Consider the following 19760-nt stretch of genomic DNA (forward strand, 5'->3'; position numbering starts at 1 on the left):
CACCCCATCTATCCCATTCATTAGCCACCTGCGAGATGGCCGCATCGTGAAGTTCGCTTATCACCAAGGGTTGCAAACCCGCTGTCAGCCCGACGCCAGGCCGGGAAGAGCGGAACCGTCACCACACGGCCATATTGCCTCATACAGTGCCCCTGAATGGGAATAGATGGCTTAATGGCACTGTAATCCTGTCACCAGAGTCAGTAGTTGCCCTTTGTCCGAGCGCAGAGCGGTCTGGGCCAGCAACTGATAGGGAATCCCCTCCAGCAGCTTGACCCTCTCCCCGGCCGTACCATTGACCAACACGGCATCAAACCGGGCATCACGACAGGCAACCACATCCCTCACTTTCTCCCTGTCCAGATTCATTACCCGCATCTCTTCATAGGCAGATAGCAGACCAAGCTCCGTCTCCCCCAATTGCCAGCCGGCGATGCGATCCCGCTTCTCGAGCGGTATTCCCTCAAGCAACCGGGCCATCTTTCCCGATACTCCCTTGGCGGCATCGATCAAGGGGTAAACCAGTGTAAAGGTGAGCAGAAACATGATGGCCACCGAGCTGGCAACATGAGTAGCGCCATGCACCTCCTTGCGCCGCAACAACAGCGCCAGCGCAATCACGAAGAGCATACTGGCGGGGATATAACGCCACCCCAGCTTGCTGGCGACCTGTAGCACGTCTGCCGGAACATGACTGGCCACCGGTAGTGAAGGGCCCAGCAGAGGTAGCCCTATGACCACGACACAGAACAGCAGCATGAAACAGAGCCATCCCCGACCATAGCGAGCCGTCCATCCCGGCCAGTTCAGGCTGACCTGACCCAGCATGATGGCAAATACCGGCAACAACGGAAAAAGATAGAGGGTGCGCTTGGTGGATGAGAGGGTTAACAGCAAAAGGGTGCCCACTGCCCAGCACAACAGAAATAACCTCTCACGACTCCAGCGTCGCTGTTTGATGGTTTGCCAACCCCAATAGAAAATGAATGGCAACCAGGGGATGGTATATTCAGCCATCCCCAATAAATAATAGAGATAGGCCCCTTTCTTGATATGGCCGAGTTCGGTCGAGGTGCCTGTCAGGCGGCCTACCTGATTCTGCCAGAACCACTCATTCCATAAAGCATCGCCATCGAGATGATTAATTAATTCACGAATCCACGCTGCCACTGGCAATATAAAACAGAGCAGCATCAGCAGATGCTGCCAGATAAATCCTGGCAGTTTTTTGTCGATGGCGGCACATCTTGCAGCGAAGAAGAATAGCGGGAACCAGCCAAAAAAAACTGTCAGTGGCCCAATAGGACCTTTTGCCATAAAACAGCCCGCCAACCCTATTCCGGCCAGTATCGCCATCCACCGACGGCTTACAAGGTAATATTCTGAAAATGCCCAAAGGGTAAATATGACAAAGAAGGCAAGCGCACTGTCCGTTCTGATCCAGTGCGTGTTGATGATAAATCCTTCCATGGTGCCCAGTGCGATCACCGACCAGATCGCGGCCGATCTATTGCCAAGCAGGCGATAGGCCAGCAGGCCGGTAAAGAGCAGCATACCCGCCGCCCAGACCACGCCCGCCAACCGCAGGCTATTGGTCACCCCCAGCCAGGATTCAAACCCATCAAGAAACGGCAGAGCGGCCATATAGAAGAGCGGCGGCTTCTCGATAAAGCTGTGCCCGCCAAGGGTCGGTACCACCCAATCGCCATTGCGGTACATCTCGAGTGCAATGGCTGCCTCACGCGGCTCGTCAGGGGTCCAGAGCTGATGGTCAAACTGGCCAAACAGCAGCACCAGCGTAACCAGCAGCAACATCCAGCAGAGCGTGCGCTCCGAAATATCAGCACTCTGCATGGCTCATACCTTCTGTAATGGTCTCCCCACGCCCGATGGCATAGTAGGAAAAGCCCAGCCCCTTCATCTTGAGCGGATCGTAGAGATTGCGACCATCGACGATGAGGGGGTGCGCCAGCATCTTCCTGATCTGGGCAAAATCGGGCGCCTTGAACTCGTTCCACTCGGTACAGATGACCAACGCATCCGCCCCCGCCAGCGCTGCCTCCCTGGTCCCCATCAGCGACAGCTCGGGCTGGCAACCATAGATACGCTGTGCCTCCTTCATCGCCACCGGATCGAAGGCCTGCACCCGGGCCCCCTCCTGCCAGAGCGCCTCCATCAACACCCGGCTCGGCGCTTCGCGCATGTCATCCGTATTGGGCTTGAAGGCGAGTCCCCAGATGGCGATGGTCTTGCCCGCCAGCGACTCGCCTCGCTCGTGAAAGTGGCAGGCCAGGGTGTCGAAGAGCTTGAACTTCTGCCGCTCGTTGACCCGCTCCACCGCACGAATAAGCGGCGTGTCGTAGTCGAGGGCCGCTGCAGTCGCCAGAAATGCCCTCACATCCTTGGGGAAACAGGATCCGCCATAACCACAACCGGGATAGATAAACTGGTAGCCGATGCGCTGGTCGGCACCAATCCCCTGCCGCACCAGTTCGATATCGGCACCGACCCGCTCGGCCAGCCCGGCCATCTCGTTGATAAAGCTGATCTTGGTGGCCAGCATGCAGTTGGCGGCGTATTTGGTCAGCTCGGCACTGCGAACATCCATAAACAGAATGCGGTCGTGATTGCGATTAAATGGCTCATACAACTCGCGCATCACGGCTCTGGAACGCTCCTTGCCGGTGCCGATAACAATGCGATCCGGGCGCTGGCAATCCCTGACGGCCGCCCCCTCTTTCAGAAATTCCGGATTGGAGACCACATCGAATTCAAACTGCTTGCCAAGTTCGGCCTGCTGCTCCCTGACCCAGTAAAACACCTTGTCTGCCGTACCAACCGGCACGGTGGATTTGTTGACGATGATCACCTCATCTGCACGATGCTGGGCAATCGATCTCGCCACCGCCCTGACGGCGCTCAGATCGGCCGAACCATCCTCATCAGGGGGCGTACCGACGGCGATAAATTGCACGTCACCATGGGTAACCGCCATGGGAATATCCGTGGTGAATGTCAGCGAGCCATTTTGCAATGTCTGGTGTAATAACACATCCAGTCCCGGCTCATATATTGGTAATTCGCCATGGGATAATCTATTTATTTTATCTGCATCGAGATCGATACAAACAACCTGGTGCCCTACATCTGCCAATACAATTGCCTGTACCAGTCCGACATAGCCACTGCCAAACACTGTGATATTCATAACGATTTTTCCATAATGCGTAATGATGGAAACTTTACATCCTTTACTCAATTGCACTACGGGCAATTTGTAACAAGCAATGTCAATTCTGAATGACACCCAACCTGTTGAGCAATAGCAGATGATTTAGATGGCGACAGTCAAAAAAGTGGCTAAACACCAACCTAAAATAAAGCCAAGCGATTTTTTGTTACGAGATATTTCCATATTAAGCCACGCCATCAAAACGGCAGTAATTGTTACCAAGTGTTGCTATGCGCTTGAATAAAAACTCGTTATTCAGCTACTTTCAAAATATATCGAGCAATCTCGACACTTTCCCCAAGCATATTTCCAGTGAAAATCAGCAATGCAGATTTTCATCGTCATTTTATTTTTTGCGACATTAAGACCGGAGTCGTATGAAAGACTTTCTGCCATTCTCAAAGCCTGCCATGGGCGAGGCCGAGATCCGTGCCGTCAGCGAGGTGTTGCAATCGGGATGGATCACCACGGGCCCGAAAAATCATGAGCTGGAGCAGCGTTTCTGCGAGACCTTTGGCTGCCAGCATGCGGTCGCGCTTTGCTCCGCGACCGCGGGCATGCATGTCACCCTGATGGCGCTGGGGATTGGCCCGGGTGACGAGGTGATCACGCCCTCCCAGACCTGGGTCTCCACCATCAACATCATCACCCTGCTGGGGGCCACCCCGGTCTTTGTCGATGTGGACAAGGATACTCTGATGGTCAGCGCCGACCAGATAGCGCAGCTCATCACCCCCAACACCCGGGCCATCATCCCGGTCCACTACGCAGGGGCACCGGTCGACCTCGACCCCATCCTCGCCCTGGGTCGCCAGCACGATATTCCAGTCATCGAAGATGCCGCCCATGCAGTCGGCACCCGCTATCGCGCGCGCTGGGTCGGGGAAACCGGCACCGCCATCTTCTCTTTCCACGCCATCAAAAATCTTACCTGTGCCGAGGGAGGAATGCTGGTGACCGATGACCAGGCGCTGGCCGACAAGGCTCGCATGCTGAAATTTCACGGCCTGGGAGTCGATGCCTTCGACCGCATGACGCAGGGACGCAAGCCGCAGGCGGAGGTGATCATGCCGGGCTTCAAATACAACCTGGCCGACATCAACGCCGCCGTCGCCCTGGTGCAGCTGGCCCGCCTGCCCGAGCTCAATGCCAAGCGGGTCGAACTGGTGTCTCGCTACCATGAACGTCTGGCCAACCTGCCGCTGGCACCGCTGGCCATCCCCACCTACCCCCATCTGCATGCCTGGCACCTCTTCATGGTGCGGGTCGACCCCGAGCAGTGCGGCCTCGATCGCGATCAGCTGATGCAGGCGCTGCAGGAGCGAGGCATCGGCAGTGGCCTGCATTTTCGCGCCGCCCACACCCAGAAGTACTACCGGGAGCGCTATCCGGATCTTTCGCTACCCAACACAGAGTGGAACTCGTCACGGCTCTGCACCCTGCCCCTCTTCCCCGACATGACGCTCTCCGACGTGGATCGGGTTGTGGCAGCCCTGACCGACATACTGGAGTAACAATACGTGAACCATAACGACATCAAACGGGTCTCAGTCATCATCCCCGTCTACAACGAGGAGGCGAGCCTGCCGGAACTGGTGCAACGGGTGACCGACACCTGCGAGCAGCTGAGCCAGGATTACGAAGTGATCCTGATCGACGACGGCAGCAACGACCGATCCGCCACCATCATCAGCGAAGCCGCCAATCGCGAAGGGAGCAAGCTGGTCGCCGTGCTGCTCAACCGCAACTATGGCCAGCATGCCGCCATCATGGCCGGCTTCGAGACGGCAACAGGGGATCTGGTGATCACCCTGGATGCCGATCTGCAGAACCCGCCGGAAGAGATCCCGCGGCTGGTCGCCAGCGCCATGGAAGGGTATGACGTGGTCGGTACCATCCGCCGCAACCGGCAGGACTCCTGGTTTCGCAAAACAGCCTCCCGCTTTATCAACAAGTCGGTACAGCGGGCCACCGGCGTCCAGATGAGCGACTACGGCTGCATGCTGCGTGCCTATCGCCGCCACATCATCGACGCCATGCTCTGCTGTCAGGAGCGCAGCACCTTCATCCCCATCCTGGCCAACAGCTTTGCCCGCCGAACCACAGAGCTGGAGGTGGGCCACGCCGAGCGGGCCCACGGCGAATCCAAATACGGCCTGATGCACCTTATCAACCTGATGTACGACCTGGTCACCTGTATGACCACGGCCCCGCTGCGCCTGCTCAGCATCGTTGGCAGCCTGGTGGCGGGGATCGGCTTCACCTTCTCGATCCTGCTGCTGCTGCTGCGCCTGTTACTGGGCGCCGACTGGGCAGCAGATGGCGTCTTCACCCTGTTTGCCATTCTCTTCACCTTTGTCGGCGTGCAGCTGATCGGGATGGGGCTGCTGGGTGAGTACATAGGCCGCATGTATACCGATGTGCGCGCCCGTCCCCGCTACTTCATTCACCAAGTCGTTCGCTCCACACCAGATGCTTCGCAACAGGAAACTCAATCATGAACGTTGTTGTCTTTGCCTATCACGATATCGGCTGCACCGGTATCGAGTCCCTGCTTCAGGCCGGTTATCAGATCCAGGCGGTCTTCACCCACGCCGATGATCCGGGCGAGAACCGCTTCTTCGGTTCGGTGGCCCAGCTCTGCGCCGAACATGACCTGCCGGTCTACTCTCCCGAAGACGTGAACCACCCGCTCTGGGTCGAGCGTATCCGCGAACTGGCGCCCGAGGCCATCTTCTCCTTCTACTACCGCAACCTGCTCAAGCAGGAACTCCTCGATATCCCGACCGTCGGGGCCTTCAATCTGCATGGATCCCTGCTGCCTGCCTATCGTGGCCGGGCGCCCATCAACTGGTGTCTGGTCAACGGCGAACGCGAAACCGGCATGACCCTGCACCGGATGACAGCCCGTGCCGATGCCGGCGATATCCTTGCCCAACAGGCAGTAACCATTGCCCACGATGACACCGCGCTGACCCTGCATGGCAAGATGCGCCAGGCAGCCCGCGCCCTGCTGGAAGGGGAGCTGGTCAAACTCAAGCGCGGTGACGCCACCTTCACCCCGCAGGACGAGAGCAAGGCAAGCTACTATGGTCGCCGCACCCCGGCCGATGGCGAGCTGCACTGGGATAAGCCCGCCAGGGATCTCTATAACCTGGTACGTGCCGTTACCCAGCCCTACCCGGGAGCCTTCAGCTTCGCCGGTGATCGCAAGCTGACGGTCTGGCAGGCAAAGCCGCTGGCGATCCAGAGCGACCAGCAGCCGGGCACCATTCTCTCCCACGACCCGCTGCGGGTGGCCTGTGGTGAAGGGGTGCTGGAGATCCTGGCCGGTCAGGTCGAAGGGGGGCTCTATGTACGCGGCGCCCAACTTGCCCGCGAGCTGGGGCTGATGGAAGGGATGAAGATCGGCGACAAGGCGAGCAAGGCCATGCGCAAGGCACGGCTGACCCGGGTGTTGATCCTCGGCGTCAACGGCTTTATCGGCAACCACCTCACCGAGCGCCTGCTCAAGGATGGCGGCTACGAGGTCTATGGCCTCGACATCGGCTCCAGCGCAGTGGAACGCTTCATCGGCCACCCCCACTTCCACTTCGTGGAGGGGGACATCAGCATCCACACCGAGTGGATCGAGTACCACATCAAGAAGTGCGACGTGATCCTGCCGCTGGTGGCCATCGCCACCCCCATCGAGTACACCCGCAACCCGCTGCGGGTGTTCGAACTCGACTTTGAAGAGAACCTCAAGATCGTCCGCTACTGCGTCAAGTACCACAAGCGCATCATCTTCCCCTCCACCTCCGAGGTGTACGGGATGTGCGACGACCACAGCTTCGACGAAGATGAATCCCGCCTCATCGTCGGCCCCATCAACAAACAGCGCTGGATCTACTCGGTCTCCAAGCAGCTGCTGGATAGGGTGATCTGGGCCTACGGCAAAAAAGAGGGGCTCAACTTCACACTGTTCCGTCCCTTCAACTGGATGGGCCCACGCCTCGACAGCCTGGACTCTGCCCGCATCGGCAGTTCCCGCGCCATCACCCAACTGATCCTCAATCTGGTGGACGGCACCCCGATCCAGCTGGTGGATGGCGGCGCCCAGAAACGCTGCTTCACCGATATCGAGGATGGCATTGAAGCCCTGTTCCGCATCGTCGAAAACAGTGGCAATCGCTGCAACGGCCAGATCATCAACATCGGCAACCCGGATAACGAGGCGAGCATTCGCGAGATGGCCGAGGTGCTGCTCGCCAAGTTCGAGGCCCACCCGTTGCGCCACCACTTCCCGCCATTTGCCGGCTTCAATCTGGTGGAGAGCAAGTCCTTCTACGGCGACGGCTATCAGGATGTCTCCCACCGCCGCCCGAGCATCCGTAATGCCCGCAAGCTGATCGACTGGGAACCGACCATCGAGATGGAAGAGACCATCGGCAAGACGCTGGACTTCTTCCTGCAGGGGGCGGTCACGACGGGAGTCGAGCATGACTGAAGTGGGTCTGCGGATCGACGTCGATACCTTCAGGGGAACCCGTGACGGGGTTCCCCGCCTGCTGCAACTGCTCGACAAGCATCAGGTGAAGGGGAGTTTCTTCTTCTCGGTCGGTCCGGACAACATGGGGCGCCACCTGTGGCGCCTGCTAAAACCCCGCTTCCTGCTCAAGATGCTGCGTTCCAACGCCGCATCCCTCTATGGGCTCGATATCCTGCTGGCTGGCACCGCCTGGCCCGGCAAGTCCATCGGCAGAGAGCTGGGTTCCCTGATGCGCGACACCGATAAGGCGCACCATGAGGTGGGGCTGCATGCCTGGGATCACCACGGCTGGCAGGCCAATATCGGTCGCTGGGACGAAGCCGAACTGATCCGCCAGACCCGGCTCGGAGTCGATGCCCTGAGCGAGATCCTGGGGCGCGAAGTGGATTGCTCCGCCGCCGCCGGCTGGCGAGCCGATCCCCTCACCACCCAGGCCAAGGAGCAGTTCGGCTTTCGCTACAACAGTGACTGCCGCGGCTGCGGCCTGTTCCGTCCCATTCTGGAGGATGGTCGGCCCGGCACCCCGCAGATCCCGGTCAACCTGCCCACCTTTGACGAGGTGATTGGCAGCCAGGTGACGGCCGAGCGCTTCAACCACTTCCTGCTGGAGCAGCTGACTGCGGCACCGCAACCGGGCCCCCATGTCTACACCATCCACGCCGAGGTGGAGGGGATCGTCATGGCCGAGCAGTTCGATCTCCTGCTCGATGAAGCCAGGTCGCGCGGCATCCACTTCATCCCCCTTGGCAACCTGCTTCCCCCCGACCCAGCCCTCTTGCCGACCAGCCATCTGCTGCGCGGCTCCCTGCCAGGACGCGAAGGGTGGCTCGGTTGCAAGATGACGCCATGAACCCGCTCGCCAGATTGCAACAGAGAATCTCATGAAGATGACCCGATGGGCCCTGCCCCTTTTCTTCCTCGCCTTTTACCTGCTGCCACTCAACCAGCGGATGCTGTGGAGCCCGGACGAAAACCGTTACGCCGAGATCAGCCGGGAGATGATCACCACGGGTGACTGGGTGGTGCCCCACTTCCTTGGCCTGCGCTACTTCGAGAAACCCATCGCCGGTTACTGGTTCAACAGCCTCAGCCAGCTGCTGTTTGGCGAGAGCAACTTTGCGGTCCGCTTCGCCTCGGCCGCAGCCACCGGCCTGAGCGCCCTGCTGATCTTCTGGTTCGCTCTGCAGCTGTGGCAGTGCCGGCGTACAGCGTGGTTCGCCAGCCTGATCTATCTCTCGACCCTGATCGTCTACGGCATCGGCACCTACAGCGTGCTGGATGCCATGGTCACCCTCTGGCTCAATGCCGCCATGGTGAGCTTCTACCTCATCCGGCAAGAAGGGCCGCCCGGTCGCAGAGTGGCAGGCTATCTGCTGTTCGGCCTCGCCTGCGGCATGGGCTTTCTCACCAAAGGCTTTATCGCACTGGCGGTACCCGTGGTAGCCATCATGCCCTACGCCATCTATCAGCGCCGCCTGCGCGAGCTGGTATGTTTCGGGCCGCTGGCCATCCTTAGCGCGGCTCTGCTGGTCGCCCCCTGGGCCATCGCCGTACACCTGCGCGAGCCGGACTACTGGCACTACTTCTTCTGGATTGAGCACATCCAGCGCTTCGCCTCGGAAGATGCGCAGCACAAGGCGCCATTCTGGTACTACCTGCCGATGGGGCTGCTCGGCACCCTGCCCTGGCTCGGCCTGCTGCCGGGGGCACTGAAGCAAGGATGGCAAGCGCGCAAGAACAGCCCGGAAACCCTCTATCTGTTGGCCTGGGTGGTGTTGCCGCTGCTCTTCTTCAGCATTGCCAAAGGCAAGCTGCTCACCTATATCCTGCCCTGTTTCGCCCCGCTGGCCATGCTGATGGCCACCAGCGCCGTGGACAAAATCAAGGAAGGTAAAGAGCGGGCCTTCAAACTCAACGCCTGGCTGAACGGCCTGTTCGGCCTCATCGGACTGGTAGTGCTGACCGTGCTGGCTTTATCCCGCGACCAAGCCATCTACGGTGAAGAGGATCACGGGGCACTGTCGGTGGCCATGGCCATCTTTATCGGCTGGTCCCTGCTCGGACTCATCCAGTTGCAGGCGGTCAGTCGCCGCTGGGTCCTGAGCGCGCTCTGCCCCATGATACTGGCCATCGGCCTGCCCTGGGCGCTGCCGCAATCACTGATCGACTCAAAGCTGCCAGAGCGTTTCATCGAGACCAATCAGGCCGTGCTGCAGGGTTCAGAGACTCTGCTGGCCAGCGATCCGGGACTGGCATCCGCTCTCGCCCGGAGCACACGGCGCGGCGAGATCATGCTGTTCGACGACAAAGGAGAGCTAGCTTACGGCCTGGGCTATCCGGATGCCAAGGGCCGCTATGTTGCCCGTGCAGAGTTCCCGAGATGGTTGGCACAAGCGCGCGAGAAGGGGCAAGTTGCCCTGCTGATGAAGACCGATCACGACGGAGAGACCGGCCCTCTGCCCCCTGCCGACGAGACCCTCGTCAGCCACCGGCTGACCCTGCTCATCTACCATGGAGTACGCTGATGGATATAGTGCTGCTATTACTGGTGTGCCTGCTGACCAGCAGCGGCCAGATGCTGCAAAAGCAGGCCGTTATCTGCTGGCAGCGTAACCCCTGTAACCACCTGCAAAAGCTGCGTTCCCCCTGGCTTGTTGCCAGCGTGGCAGCACTTGGCAGTGGCATGCTGCTCTGGATTTATCTGTTGCAACGACTGCCGCTGAGCATGGCCTACCCCATGCTCAGCATTAATCTGGTGCTGGTGCTGCTCGGCTCACGCCTCTTTTTCCACGAGCCGGTGAGCAGCCACAACTGGCTGGGGGCTGCCACCATCATCGTCGGCGCCCTGCTGCTGGGAGGCCTGCGATGAAGGGCTATCTCTACGTGTTAGGCAGCATAGTGCTGGTGACGGTGGCGCAGCTCTGCATGAAGTGGGGAGCGATCAGCCTCCCTGCATGGCAGGCCGATCCCGCCGTGATGCTGGCTCACCCCCTGCCACTCCTCACCATCGTCATCGGCATCCTCTGCTACGGGCTATCGCTGCTCTGCTGGCTGGCCGCGCTGCACTCCACACCGCTCAATATCGCCTACCCACTGCTCAGCACCAGTTACGGGCTGGTCTATCTGCTGGCGGTGAGCATGCCGGTCTTTGCCGAACCGCTGGTGGCAAGCAAGGCGGCAGGTGTTGCGCTTATCTTCTTCGGCGCCGTGCTGGTCGGCAGCAAACCGGCGACAGGCAAGCCGGAGCGGCAAGATCCCCCTGCCAATCCCTGAGGCAGCTTTAAACAAAAAGAAGAGGCGGCACTCTGTGCCGCCTCTTCTCATTTTCCGCCTGACCAGCGCCTGTTACTTCGCGACGTTGCCCGCCACGTTCAGGGCATCCCAGGTGCGGGAGAAGGGGGGCGCGTAGGCAAAGTCCAGCATGCCTAGCTGCTCGGTGGTCACCCCCATGGTGATGGCAACCGCCAGCGCGTCGATGCGGTGTACCGCCCCCTTGCGACCGAGGATCTGGCCCCCCAGCAGCCGCTTGCTGCCCGCCTCGTAGACCAGCTTGACGTGAATGTCGGACTGACCCGGGCAGTAGTTGGTGTGGCACTTGTCCTTGATCACCACGGTGCGATAGTCGATCCCCATCGCCCTGGCTTCCTGCTCGGAGAGGCCGGTACGGCCCGCCTCCAGCCCCAGCACCTTGAGCGCGGCAGAGCCGAGGGTGCCCGGGAATTCCTGCTCGGCACCCGCCAGGTTCTCGCCCACCATGCGCCCCAGCTTGTTGGCGATGGTGGCGAGCGGCACATAGACCTGCTGCTGCTTCACGGCGTGCCAGACGCTGGCACAGTCGCCGGCCGACCAAACATTGGCCAGCGAGCTGCGCCCCTGCCGGTCCACCTTGATGGCGCCGTTGCCGAGCCGCTCGATGCCGGTATTAGCCAGAAACTCGGTGTTGGGCTTCACCCCGGTGCAGACCACCACGATATCGGCCTCGTACTCGCCCTGGCTGGTGCGCACGCCGGTCACCCGACCATCCCCCAGCAGCGCTTCAACTCGATCACCCAGATGGAGAGAGACCCCCTGCTCGCGCAGTTCGGTTTCGATGTGCTGGGTGATCTCGCAATCAAACGCGTCGGGGATGACCCGATCCGCCAGCTCGATAAGACGCACCTCTTTGCCTTGATGGACCAGCGCCTCGACCACCTCCAGCCCGATAAAGCCGGAGCCAATCACCACGGCGCGGCGATTGTTCTTGTCTTGCACCGCCGCCTTCAGCGCCAACCCGTCGGCCATCCGGCGCAGACCGAATACCCCTTGCTGCTGCAGACCGGGGATGGGGGGCATCACTTCGCGGGCACCGGTGGCAATCATCAGGCGATCGTAGCGATCGGTGAAGGTGTCGCCGTTGTGCTCCACCACCAGAGTCTGGGCAGCCGCATCGACGCTCAGCACCCGATGGCCAATCTTGACCTCGATCCCCTTGGCGGCGAACTGCTCGGGGGTGAACTCGGCCATGTAACCGGGCTCCTGAAACTCGTCACCGACGAAGTAAGGCAGGCCGCAGGCACCGAAAGAGATCACTTCGGAGGCCTCATACACCACGATGTCGGCATCTTTGGCCAGACGGCGCGCCTTGGCGGCCGCACTCATACCGGCGGCTTCGCCACCGATGATCAGAATTCTCATTGTTTTTCCTCTCAATGGCGCAGGGAGGGCATGCCCTCCCTGCGGTCTATGACGGGAAAGAGTCGCCCCTTTCCACGGGCAGATCAACCGACAGCAAATCAGACGGTGGACTCTTCGCCGTCCAGACTCACTTCGTGATCGCTGTTGAACACATGCATGTCGGTCTCGCCCATCAGGCGGCTGGTGACCGTCCCTGCGGTGATGGAACCGGAAACGTTGAGCGCGGTACGGCCCATGTCGATCAGCGGCTCGATGGAGATGAGCAGACCGGCCAGCGCCACCGGGAAGTCCAGCGCGGAGAGCACGATCAGCGCGGCAAAGGTGGCGCCACCGCCAATCCCGGCCACCCCGAAGGAGCTGACTGTGATGATGGCGATCAGGGTCATGATAAAGCCGGGATCCATCGGGTTAACCCCGACGGTCGGCGCAATCATCACGGCCAGCATGGCCGGATAGATACCGGCACAGCCGTTCTGGCCGATGGTGGAACCGAAGGAGGCGGCGAAGTTGGCGATCCCCTCCGGAATACCCAGCGACTTGGTCTGGGTCTGCACGTTCATCGGGATGGAGCCCGCACTGGTGCGCGAGGTGAAGGCAAACGCCAGCACCGGCGTGATCTTCTTGAGGAAGCGCAGCGGGTTGATGCCGACCATGCTCACCAGCAGCAGGTGCACGACAAACATGATGGCGATGGCGCCGTAAGAGGCCATCACAAAGCTGAGCAGGTTGAGAATATCTGCATAGTTGGAGCCGGAGACCACCTTGGTCATCAGCGCCAGTACGCCAAACGGGGTCAGGCGCAGCACCAGAGTCACCATTCGCATTACGATGGCATGAGCCACTGCCACGAAGTGGCTGAAGCTGGCGAAGATCTCCGGCTTCTTGCGGGCGATGCCGGTAGCGGAGAGGCCGATGAAGATGGAGAAGATCACCACAGCGATGGTGGAGGTCTTGCGCGCCCCGGTCATGTCGAGGAAGGGGTTGGCGGGAATGAACTCCAGCATCATCTTGGCGAACGACATGCTCTCGACGCTGCCAAGGGTGGTCTGCAGCGCGGCGCCACGAGCGCTCTCGGCGGCACCGGAGGTGAGCCCTTCAGCAGTCAGGCCAAACAGGTTGGACATCAGGATGCCCGCCCCGGCGGCGATGGCGGTGGTGAAGATCAGCACGCCGATGGTCATGGCGCTGATCTTGCCCAGCGCAGTGCCGCCATTGAGCTTCAAGATAGCGCTGATGATGGAGACCATGATGAGCGGGATGATGATCATCTGCAGCAGCTTCACATAGCCGCTACCCACGATATCCAGATAGTCGATGGTCTGAACAATGACGGACGAACCAGCACCGTAAAGCAGTTGCAACGCGGCGCCGAACAGAATACCGAGCCCCAGACCGGCAAATACCCGGCGGGTGAAGCTCACATGTTTTTCCTGTAACCGGTAGAGAAAGAACAGCAAGATGGCGGCGATGGCCAGATTGCCGATAACGCTAAATGTCATGGTATGACTCCCCAAAAAGCGGGCTTGGGCCCGAGAAACAAGAGCAAGCGCCATGCTTGCCCTGGCAACCGTGTCAGACGGTCTGCGCCGTCGTGACAAGAACAAGGGGGTCTATCGCCCCCTTGTCACAGATTCACTGCTTCTGCTGTTTCGCTCGCATGATGTTGATGATTTCGATGTCGGTATCCAGCATCCCCTCTTTGGAGAGGCGGCCCAGATTGGCGATGGTCTGGTCCACATCGTCGGAGACGATCCCCTCGCTCTGGGGGACATGCAGGTTGTTGATAGCCATCAGCGAAGACTTAACCGCCGCCGAGGTGGAGGTAGAGACCTTCATGGAGCAGGCGCTGCCCGCGCCGTCGCAGATGATGCCGGAGACATCGCCAATCATGTTGTTGATGCAGTGGCTGATCTGCTGATACTGGCCGCCCAGCAGCCAGGTGATGGCCGCGCCGGAGCCCATGGCGGCTGTACTGGCGGCGCAGAGGGCCGACAGCTTGTTCTGGTAAGTCTTGATGTAGATGGCCACCAGATGGCTCATCACCAGCGCCCGGGTCAGCTGCTCGTCACTCGCCTTGAGGAAGCGGGCAGCCGCGACCACAGGCATGGTGGCGGCAATGCCCTGATTGCCGGAACCGGAGTTGGACATGGCGGGCAGCATGGCGCCATCCATCCGCGCATCGGAAGCGGCGGAAGAGAGGCGCATCGCCAGGGTCATCAGGTCATCGGAGAGCAGCTTGCGCTCCACCTGTTCGGTGAGGATCTTGCCGATCTTCAGGCCGTAACCCTGCAACCCTTCGTCCGCCAGCGCCTGATTCATGGTGGCGGCCTCGCGGATAAAGTCGATCTCCGCCAGCGGCACTTCCAATGCAAAATCGACGATCTCCCGCAGGGTCATGGTCGGTTTGGCGGATTTGGCTGGCTGGATCTGCACGCCGGGGGCACTGGCCTGCTCCATCAGCACCTCGCCATCCTTCTCCATCAGGATGATGCGGGTGTGGTCGGTACAGATCACCACCCGGGCACTGTGCCCTTCAACTTCAGCCAGCACCTCGGCGTAGAGCACGTCCGGCACATCCTTCACATCCACCTTGATCACCGGCAGCAGCGCCTTGGCCGCTTCCACCTGTTCTGGTGTGAGGGTCTTGAGCACCTCCAGCCCGGCATCGGGATTGCCGCCGGTGATGCCGACCGCAGCGGCCACCGGCAGACCGATCATGCCGGTGCCCGGTACTCCGACCCCCATGCCGTTCTTGAACAGATTGCCACTGACCCAGACGCTGATGCGAGTCGGGGTCTCCCCCAGCAACTTGCGGCAGTTGGCCGCTGCCAGCGCCACCGACATCGGCTCGGTACAGCCCAGGGCCGGCACCACTTCACGCTTGAGCAGGGTAATAAAGTCGGTCCATTGTGGTTTCATCTGTGCATTCTCATCTTGGTGGCGCAATGCCTGTCATCGCCACAGGCAACAGCATGGCAAAAAAGGGTGACACGGGATCAACATCAAGCAGGAGCGCGTCGCCAAGGCGTCGCGAGAGAGGTGGCCGTCTGATGACTGCCCCATGCAAATCAACTTAATTTGATTCTAATATCAATAAAATCAAATTAAGTTGCGCAACATCGCTTTTTTAGCGCCATTATGCCCGTCTTTTAACAAAGCGCGACAATTTGTGATGCAACGCACAGACGATGGAGTCACCTAGAGATGATAGCGGGCCAGCAGCTGCTGGTAGGCCGGGGTCTGCTTGAACTGTTTCAAGGCGGCCGAGAAGCGCCTCGCCAACTGGTCATGGCCGGGCTTGTGGGTAAATCCGAGAAAGTTGCGGTTATCGTCGGTCAGCAGGCGGCGACCATTGAACACCTGATCCTGCAGCCCCTGGGTACGCAGCAGATAACGACCAACTTGTTCATTGAGCACGACACCATCCAGTCGGCCGGCCATCATCAGATGCAACTGCTTGACCATCTTGCCATCGCCCGTCATGGCGACCCTGATCACCCCTTCATCGGCCAGAAAATCGGGGCTGTAGGCATAGTCGGCCTGAATGCCGATCCGCAACCCCTTGAGGTCGGATAATTGCTCGAATTTCACCGGACGATCCACCGGATAGAAGAGCACTTCGCCACTACGAGAGAGCGGCTCTTCGGGATAGTGGAGCCACTCTTGGCGATCCTTGTTATAGAAGACGTCGAGTACCGCATCCCCCTGCCCGAGGCGGGCCTGTTGCAACACCCGCTTCCATGGCAGCACCTTCACCTCGGTGCGATAGCCGAGCTGCTGCAGCACGGTGCGAGCCAGCTCGAGATCTGCGCCCACCAGCTCCCCCTTGTCGCTGTGCATCACATAGGGGGGCCACAGTTCTGTCAATATGGTCAGGGTCGGCTTGTCATGAGCCATAGCCATGCCACCGACGAGAAGAGATGCCAGCAGCCAGCCGTACCACCCGATCCTTCGCCAACCCTGACACCACATCATGGAGATCCCTCATGGTCCGTATGGATTGAGGATATACAAGGGATGGGCAATAAAAAAGGAGGCCGAAGCCTCCTTGATATCCACTCTCTGAATGGCACTTACAGTGCTTTCAGGATTGCCTCGACGCTGGCCTTGGCATCGCCAAACAGCATCTGGGTATTTTCCTTGAAGAACAGCGGGTTCTGGACACCGGCGTAGCCAGTGTTCATGGAGCGCTTGAAGCCGATGACATTCTGCGCTTTCCACACTTCCAGCACCGGCATACCGGCGATCGGGCTGCCCGGATCTTCCATCGCGGCCGGGTTGACGGTGTCGTTGGCACCGATCACCAGCACGGTGTCGGTATCGGCGAAGTCCTCGTTGATCTCGTCCATTTCCAGCACGATGTCATACGGGACTTTCGCTTCCGCCAGCAGCACGTTCATGTGGCCAGGCAGACGACCGGCAACCGGGTGGATACCGAAGCGCACCTTGACGCCGCGGTCACGCAGCTTCTGGGTGATCTCGGCAACCGGATACTGAGCCTGTGCCACCGCCATACCGTAGCCCGGGGTGATGATGACGGAGCTGGAGTTCTTCAGCAGGTCAGCCACTTCCTCGGCGCTGGTTTCGCGGTATTCGCCCATCTCCTGATCAGCCGTGGAGGCCACGCCATCGGAGCCGAAGCCACCGGCGATCACGGAGATGAAGGAGCGGTTCATCGCCTTACACATGATGTAGGAGAGGATCGCACCGGAGGAACCCACCAGGGCACCGGTGACGATCAGCAGGTCATTGGAGAGCATGAAGCCCGCCGCCGCCGCCGCCCAACCGGAGTAGGAGTTCAGCATGGAGACCACCACCGGCATGTCTGCGCCACCGATGGAGGCAACCAGATGCCAGCCGAAGGCGAAGGCGATCAAGGTCATCACCAGCAGGGCGAAGGTAGAGCCGCCCGCGTTGACGAAGTAGACCATCAGCGCCAGAGAAGCGACCACGGCCAGCAGGTTCAGCTTGTGGCGGTGCGGCAGCATCAGCGGCTTGGAGGAGATGAGACCACGCAGTTTGCCGAAGGCAACCACGGAACCGGTGAAGGTCACGGCACCGATGAAGACGCCCAGGAAGATCTCGACCAAATGGATGTTCAGCATGGCGCCGGTCAGGTGCTCGACCTGAGCAACGCTGTTGGCCTGCTCGAACGCCGCACGGGCGGCTGCCAGGGTGGCATCCAGGTTGGAACCGACGGAGACGACCACCTCAGCAGGTGCAGAGGGGTGCAGATCGATGAAGCTGTTGAAGCCCACCAGCACTGCCGCCATACCCACGAAGCTGTGCAGCACGGCCACCAGCTCGGGCATCTCGGTCATCTCGACCTTGAGTGCCAGACGCACGCCGATGGCACCGCCAATCACCATGGCCAGGATGATCCAGTGAACACCGCTGGTCTCCGGGTTGAATACGGTAGCGAGCAGGGCGATAGCCATACCCGCGATACCGAACAGGTTGCCATGCTTGGCCGTTTCTTGCTTCGACAGTCCCGCGAGACTGAGGATGAAGAGCACGGCGGCAACGATATAGGATGCTGTTACCAGTCCTTGAGACACGTTAAACCCCCTTAATCCTTACGGAACATCTTCAGCATGCGCTGAGTGACGGTGAAGCCGCCGAAGATGTTGATACTGGCAATCAGCACGGCGACGAACGCCAGCGCGGTGACCAGGGTCGACCCTTGCCCGATCTGCAGCAGGGCACCGACCACGATAATGCCGGAGATGGCATTGGTGACCGACATCAGCGGCGTATGCAGGGCGTGCGATACGTTCCACACCACGTAGTAACCGACCACACAGGCCAGGATGAATACGGTGAAGTGGGAGAGGAAGGCTGCCGGGGCAACGGAGGCGATCCAGCCGAAGGCGGCGATGCCGAGGGCACCGAACACGAACTTCTTGTTGGAAGGCTTGGCCTCTTCCTTCTTGGCTGCCGGTTTGGCGGCGGCCGGTTTCTGCGGGGCAGCAGAGACGGAGATGGCGGGCGGCGGGAAGGTCACTTCACCGGCCTGGATCACCGTCATGTTGCGCTGAACCACATCTTCGAAGTCGATGGCAACGTTGCCGTCCTTCTCCTTGCACATCAGCTTCATCAGGTTGACCAGGTTGGTACCGTAGAGCTGGGAGGATTGGGCAGGCAGACGGCCCGGCAGATCGGTGTAACCGATCACCTTGACGCCGTTGTCGGTGACATGCAGCTCACCCGGCACTGTGTATTCACAGTTGCCGCCAGCCTGAGCGGCCATGTCCACGATGACGGAGCCCGGCTTCATGCTGTCGACCATCTCTTTGGTGATCAGCTTGGGAGCCGGCTTGCCCGGGATCAGAGCGGTGGTGATGATGATGTCCACCTCTTTGGCCTGCTGGGCGAACAGCTCCATCTCGGCCTTGATGAACTCATCGGACATGACTTTGGCGTAACCATCGCTGGATGCACCATCTTCGCCACCGAAGTCCAGCTTGAGGAATTCCCCACCCATGGATTCGATCTGCTCGGCCACTTCCAGACGGGTGTCGAAGGCACGCACGATGGCACCGAGGGAACCGGCCGTACCGATGGCAGCCAGACCGGCCACACCGGCACCGATCACCAGTACCTTGGCAGGCGGCACTTTACCGGCTGCGGTGATTTGACCGGTGAAGAAGCGACCGAACTGGTGCGCAGCTTCAACCACAGCGCGATAGCCACCGATGTTGGCCATGGAAGAGAGGGCATCGAGGGACTGGGCACGGGAGATCCGCGGCACCATATCCATCGCCATCACATTGATGTTGCGCTCGGACAGCTTCTTGACCAGCTCAGGGTTCTGGGCAGGCCAGATGAAGCTCACCAGAGTGGCGCCATCTTTAATTTGTGCGATCTCGGCATCGGTCGGCGCATTGACCTTGAAGATAAGGTCGGCTTGCCAGACATTCGGCACCACGCTGGCACCGGCAGCCTCGAAGGCGGCATCATCGAAGCTGGCCGACAGGCCTGCGCCGGTCTCGATGGCGACCTCGAAGCCGAGCTTTTTCAGCTGCTCGACGGTAGCCGGGGTCGCTGCGACCCGGGTCTCACCGGCGAGACTCTCTCTCGGTATTCCAATCTGCATGACTATTCCCTGATGGTTAATAAACAATCGCTGCCCAGTGTCTCACTTCTGACGAAACAAGACATGACCAAAGTGCAGGTCCAGGGCTCTTTGTTATGAAAATCAGTAGGCTTTACCTCAACCTCCTGTCATGGTCAGGCCCCCGCTTTTCAGGCGCGAAGGTGATTAGTATCAAATTTTGGAGTTTTATTACAACCGCAGTCCCGACGGCACTCGTACAGAATTCA

The 19760-nt window shown here is 60.0% G+C and carries 15 protein-coding genes; 7 read left to right on the forward strand and 8 right to left on the reverse strand.

The genetic code is table 11. The features are described 5' to 3' along the window. Positions 1–171: 171 nt before the first annotated feature. Complete coding sequence (locus G5168_RS07325; RefSeq protein WP_421231105.1) at positions 172–1854, reverse strand: ArnT family glycosyltransferase; 1683 nt, start codon at positions 1852–1854, stop codon at positions 172–174. Then, positions 1841–3208, reverse strand: a complete 1368-nt coding sequence (locus G5168_RS07330; RefSeq protein ID WP_216952253.1) for a UDP-glucose dehydrogenase family protein — start codon at positions 3206–3208, stop codon at positions 1841–1843. The genes G5168_RS07325 and G5168_RS07330 overlap by 14 nt, the downstream gene beginning before the upstream one ends. A 401-nt stretch (positions 3209–3609) precedes the next feature. Here G5168_RS07330 and arnB point away from each other — a divergent pair, with 401 nt between their 5' ends. Genes arnB through arnF form a run of 7 tightly spaced genes read left to right on the forward strand, consistent with a single transcriptional unit; the run spans position 3610 to position 11036 of the window. Then, positions 3610–4746: a UDP-4-amino-4-deoxy-L-arabinose aminotransferase gene (gene arnB / locus G5168_RS07335; RefSeq protein ID WP_421252035.1), complete on the forward strand. Its 1137-nt coding sequence runs from the start codon at positions 3610–3612 to the stop codon at positions 4744–4746. 6 nt (positions 4747–4752) lie between these two features. Further along, positions 4753–5733, forward strand: coding sequence for an undecaprenyl-phosphate 4-deoxy-4-formamido-L-arabinose transferase (gene arnC / locus G5168_RS07340; RefSeq protein ID WP_421252036.1), 981 nt, complete (start codon positions 4753–4755; stop codon positions 5731–5733). Beyond that, the gene (gene arnA / locus G5168_RS07345; RefSeq protein WP_421172617.1) at positions 5730–7721 is read left to right on the forward strand and encodes a bifunctional UDP-4-amino-4-deoxy-L-arabinose formyltransferase/UDP-glucuronic acid oxidase ArnA; all 1992 of its coding nucleotides are present in this window, start codon (positions 5730–5732) and stop codon (positions 7719–7721) included. The genes arnC and arnA overlap by 4 nt, the downstream gene beginning before the upstream one ends. Beyond that, positions 7714–8613 (forward strand): 4-deoxy-4-formamido-L-arabinose-phosphoundecaprenol deformylase, encoded by a 900-nt coding sequence (arnD, locus tag G5168_RS07350; protein WP_227341780.1) that lies wholly within the window; start codon positions 7714–7716, stop codon positions 8611–8613. The genes arnA and arnD overlap by 8 nt, the downstream gene beginning before the upstream one ends. A 31-nt stretch (positions 8614–8644) precedes the next feature. Then, positions 8645–10288: a lipid IV(A) 4-amino-4-deoxy-L-arabinosyltransferase gene (gene arnT, locus G5168_RS07355; RefSeq protein ID WP_421206351.1), complete on the forward strand. Its 1644-nt coding sequence runs from the start codon at positions 8645–8647 to the stop codon at positions 10286–10288. Further along, a complete protein-coding gene (locus tag G5168_RS07360; protein ID WP_216952259.1) occupies positions 10288–10632 on the forward strand; it encodes an EamA family transporter in 345 nt (114 codons plus the stop codon). Before arnT ends, G5168_RS07360 begins: the two co-directional genes overlap by 1 nt. Next, a complete protein-coding gene (gene arnF / locus G5168_RS07365) occupies positions 10629–11036 on the forward strand; it encodes a 4-amino-4-deoxy-L-arabinose-phosphoundecaprenol flippase subunit ArnF (protein ID WP_216952260.1) in 408 nt (135 codons plus the stop codon). Before G5168_RS07360 ends, arnF begins: the two co-directional genes overlap by 4 nt. Before the next feature lie 72 nt (positions 11037–11108). On the opposite strand, the gene G5168_RS07370 is transcribed toward arnF, so the two are convergent. The 6 genes from G5168_RS07370 to pntA all read right to left on the reverse strand — a co-directional run bounded on the left by G5168_RS07370 (position 11109) and on the right by pntA (position 19533). Beyond that, positions 11109–12437, reverse strand: a complete 1329-nt coding sequence (locus tag G5168_RS07370; protein ID WP_421252037.1) for a CoA-disulfide reductase — start codon at positions 12435–12437, stop codon at positions 11109–11111. 98 nt (positions 12438–12535) lie between these two features. Next, positions 12536–13936, reverse strand: coding sequence for an L-cystine transporter (locus tag G5168_RS07375; protein ID WP_005339766.1), 1401 nt, complete (start codon positions 13934–13936; stop codon positions 12536–12538). A 133-nt stretch (positions 13937–14069) separates the two neighbouring features. Then, complete coding sequence (locus G5168_RS07380; RefSeq protein WP_227341777.1) at positions 14070–15356, reverse strand: serine dehydratase subunit alpha family protein; 1287 nt, start codon at positions 15354–15356, stop codon at positions 14070–14072. A 279-nt stretch (positions 15357–15635) separates the two neighbouring features. Further along, positions 15636–16412 (reverse strand): substrate-binding periplasmic protein, encoded by a 777-nt coding sequence (locus tag G5168_RS07385; RefSeq protein ID WP_047440371.1) that lies wholly within the window; start codon positions 16410–16412, stop codon positions 15636–15638. A gap of 98 nt (positions 16413–16510) precedes the next feature. Then, positions 16511–17995: a Re/Si-specific NAD(P)(+) transhydrogenase subunit beta gene (pntB, locus tag G5168_RS07390; RefSeq protein ID WP_069526987.1), complete on the reverse strand. Its 1485-nt coding sequence runs from the start codon at positions 17993–17995 to the stop codon at positions 16511–16513. Between the two features lie 11 nt (positions 17996–18006). Further along, on the reverse strand, positions 18007–19533 hold the full coding sequence (gene pntA, locus G5168_RS07395) for a Re/Si-specific NAD(P)(+) transhydrogenase subunit alpha (protein ID WP_005357557.1): 1527 nt from the start codon (positions 19531–19533) through the stop codon (positions 18007–18009). Positions 19534–19760 lie beyond the last annotated feature (227 nt).

This window comes from Aeromonas sp. 600724, from assembly GCF_049175135.1.
In the GTDB taxonomy this organism is placed as follows: Bacteria; Pseudomonadota; Gammaproteobacteria; order Enterobacterales; family Aeromonadaceae; genus Aeromonas; species Aeromonas veronii_A.

What these genes read in the sequence shown, in the direction of transcription:
- G5168_RS07325 (WP_421231105.1), bottom strand. Translation starts at nt 1,854, where the DNA reads ATGCAGAGTGCTGATATTTCGGAGCGCACGCTCTGCTGGATGTTGCTG.
- G5168_RS07330 (WP_216952253.1), bottom strand. Translation starts at nt 3,208, where the DNA reads ATGAATATCACAGTGTTTGGCAGTGGCTATGTCGGACTGGTACAGGCA.
- arnB (WP_421252035.1), top strand. Translation starts at nt 3,610, where the DNA reads ATGAAAGACTTTCTGCCATTCTCAAAGCCTGCCATGGGCGAGGCCGAG.
- arnA (WP_421172617.1), top strand. Translation starts at nt 5,730, where the DNA reads ATGAACGTTGTTGTCTTTGCCTATCACGATATCGGCTGCACCGGTATC.
- arnD (WP_227341780.1), top strand. Translation starts at nt 7,714, where the DNA reads ATGACTGAAGTGGGTCTGCGGATCGACGTCGATACCTTCAGGGGAACC.
- arnT (WP_421206351.1), top strand. Translation starts at nt 8,645, where the DNA reads ATGAAGATGACCCGATGGGCCCTGCCCCTTTTCTTCCTCGCCTTTTAC.
- G5168_RS07360 (WP_216952259.1), top strand. Translation starts at nt 10,288, where the DNA reads ATGGATATAGTGCTGCTATTACTGGTGTGCCTGCTGACCAGCAGCGGC.
- arnF (WP_216952260.1), top strand. Translation starts at nt 10,629, where the DNA reads ATGAAGGGCTATCTCTACGTGTTAGGCAGCATAGTGCTGGTGACGGTG.
- G5168_RS07370 (WP_421252037.1), bottom strand. Translation starts at nt 12,437, where the DNA reads ATGAGAATTCTGATCATCGGTGGCGAAGCCGCCGGTATGAGTGCGGCC.
- G5168_RS07375 (WP_005339766.1), bottom strand. Translation starts at nt 13,936, where the DNA reads ATGACATTTAGCGTTATCGGCAATCTGGCCATCGCCGCCATCTTGCTG.
- G5168_RS07380 (WP_227341777.1), bottom strand. Translation starts at nt 15,356, where the DNA reads ATGAAACCACAATGGACCGACTTTATTACCCTGCTCAAGCGTGAAGTG.
- G5168_RS07385 (WP_047440371.1), bottom strand. Translation starts at nt 16,412, where the DNA reads ATGATGTGGTGTCAGGGTTGGCGAAGGATCGGGTGGTACGGCTGGCTG.
- pntA (WP_005357557.1), bottom strand. Translation starts at nt 19,533, where the DNA reads ATGCAGATTGGAATACCGAGAGAGAGTCTCGCCGGTGAGACCCGGGTC.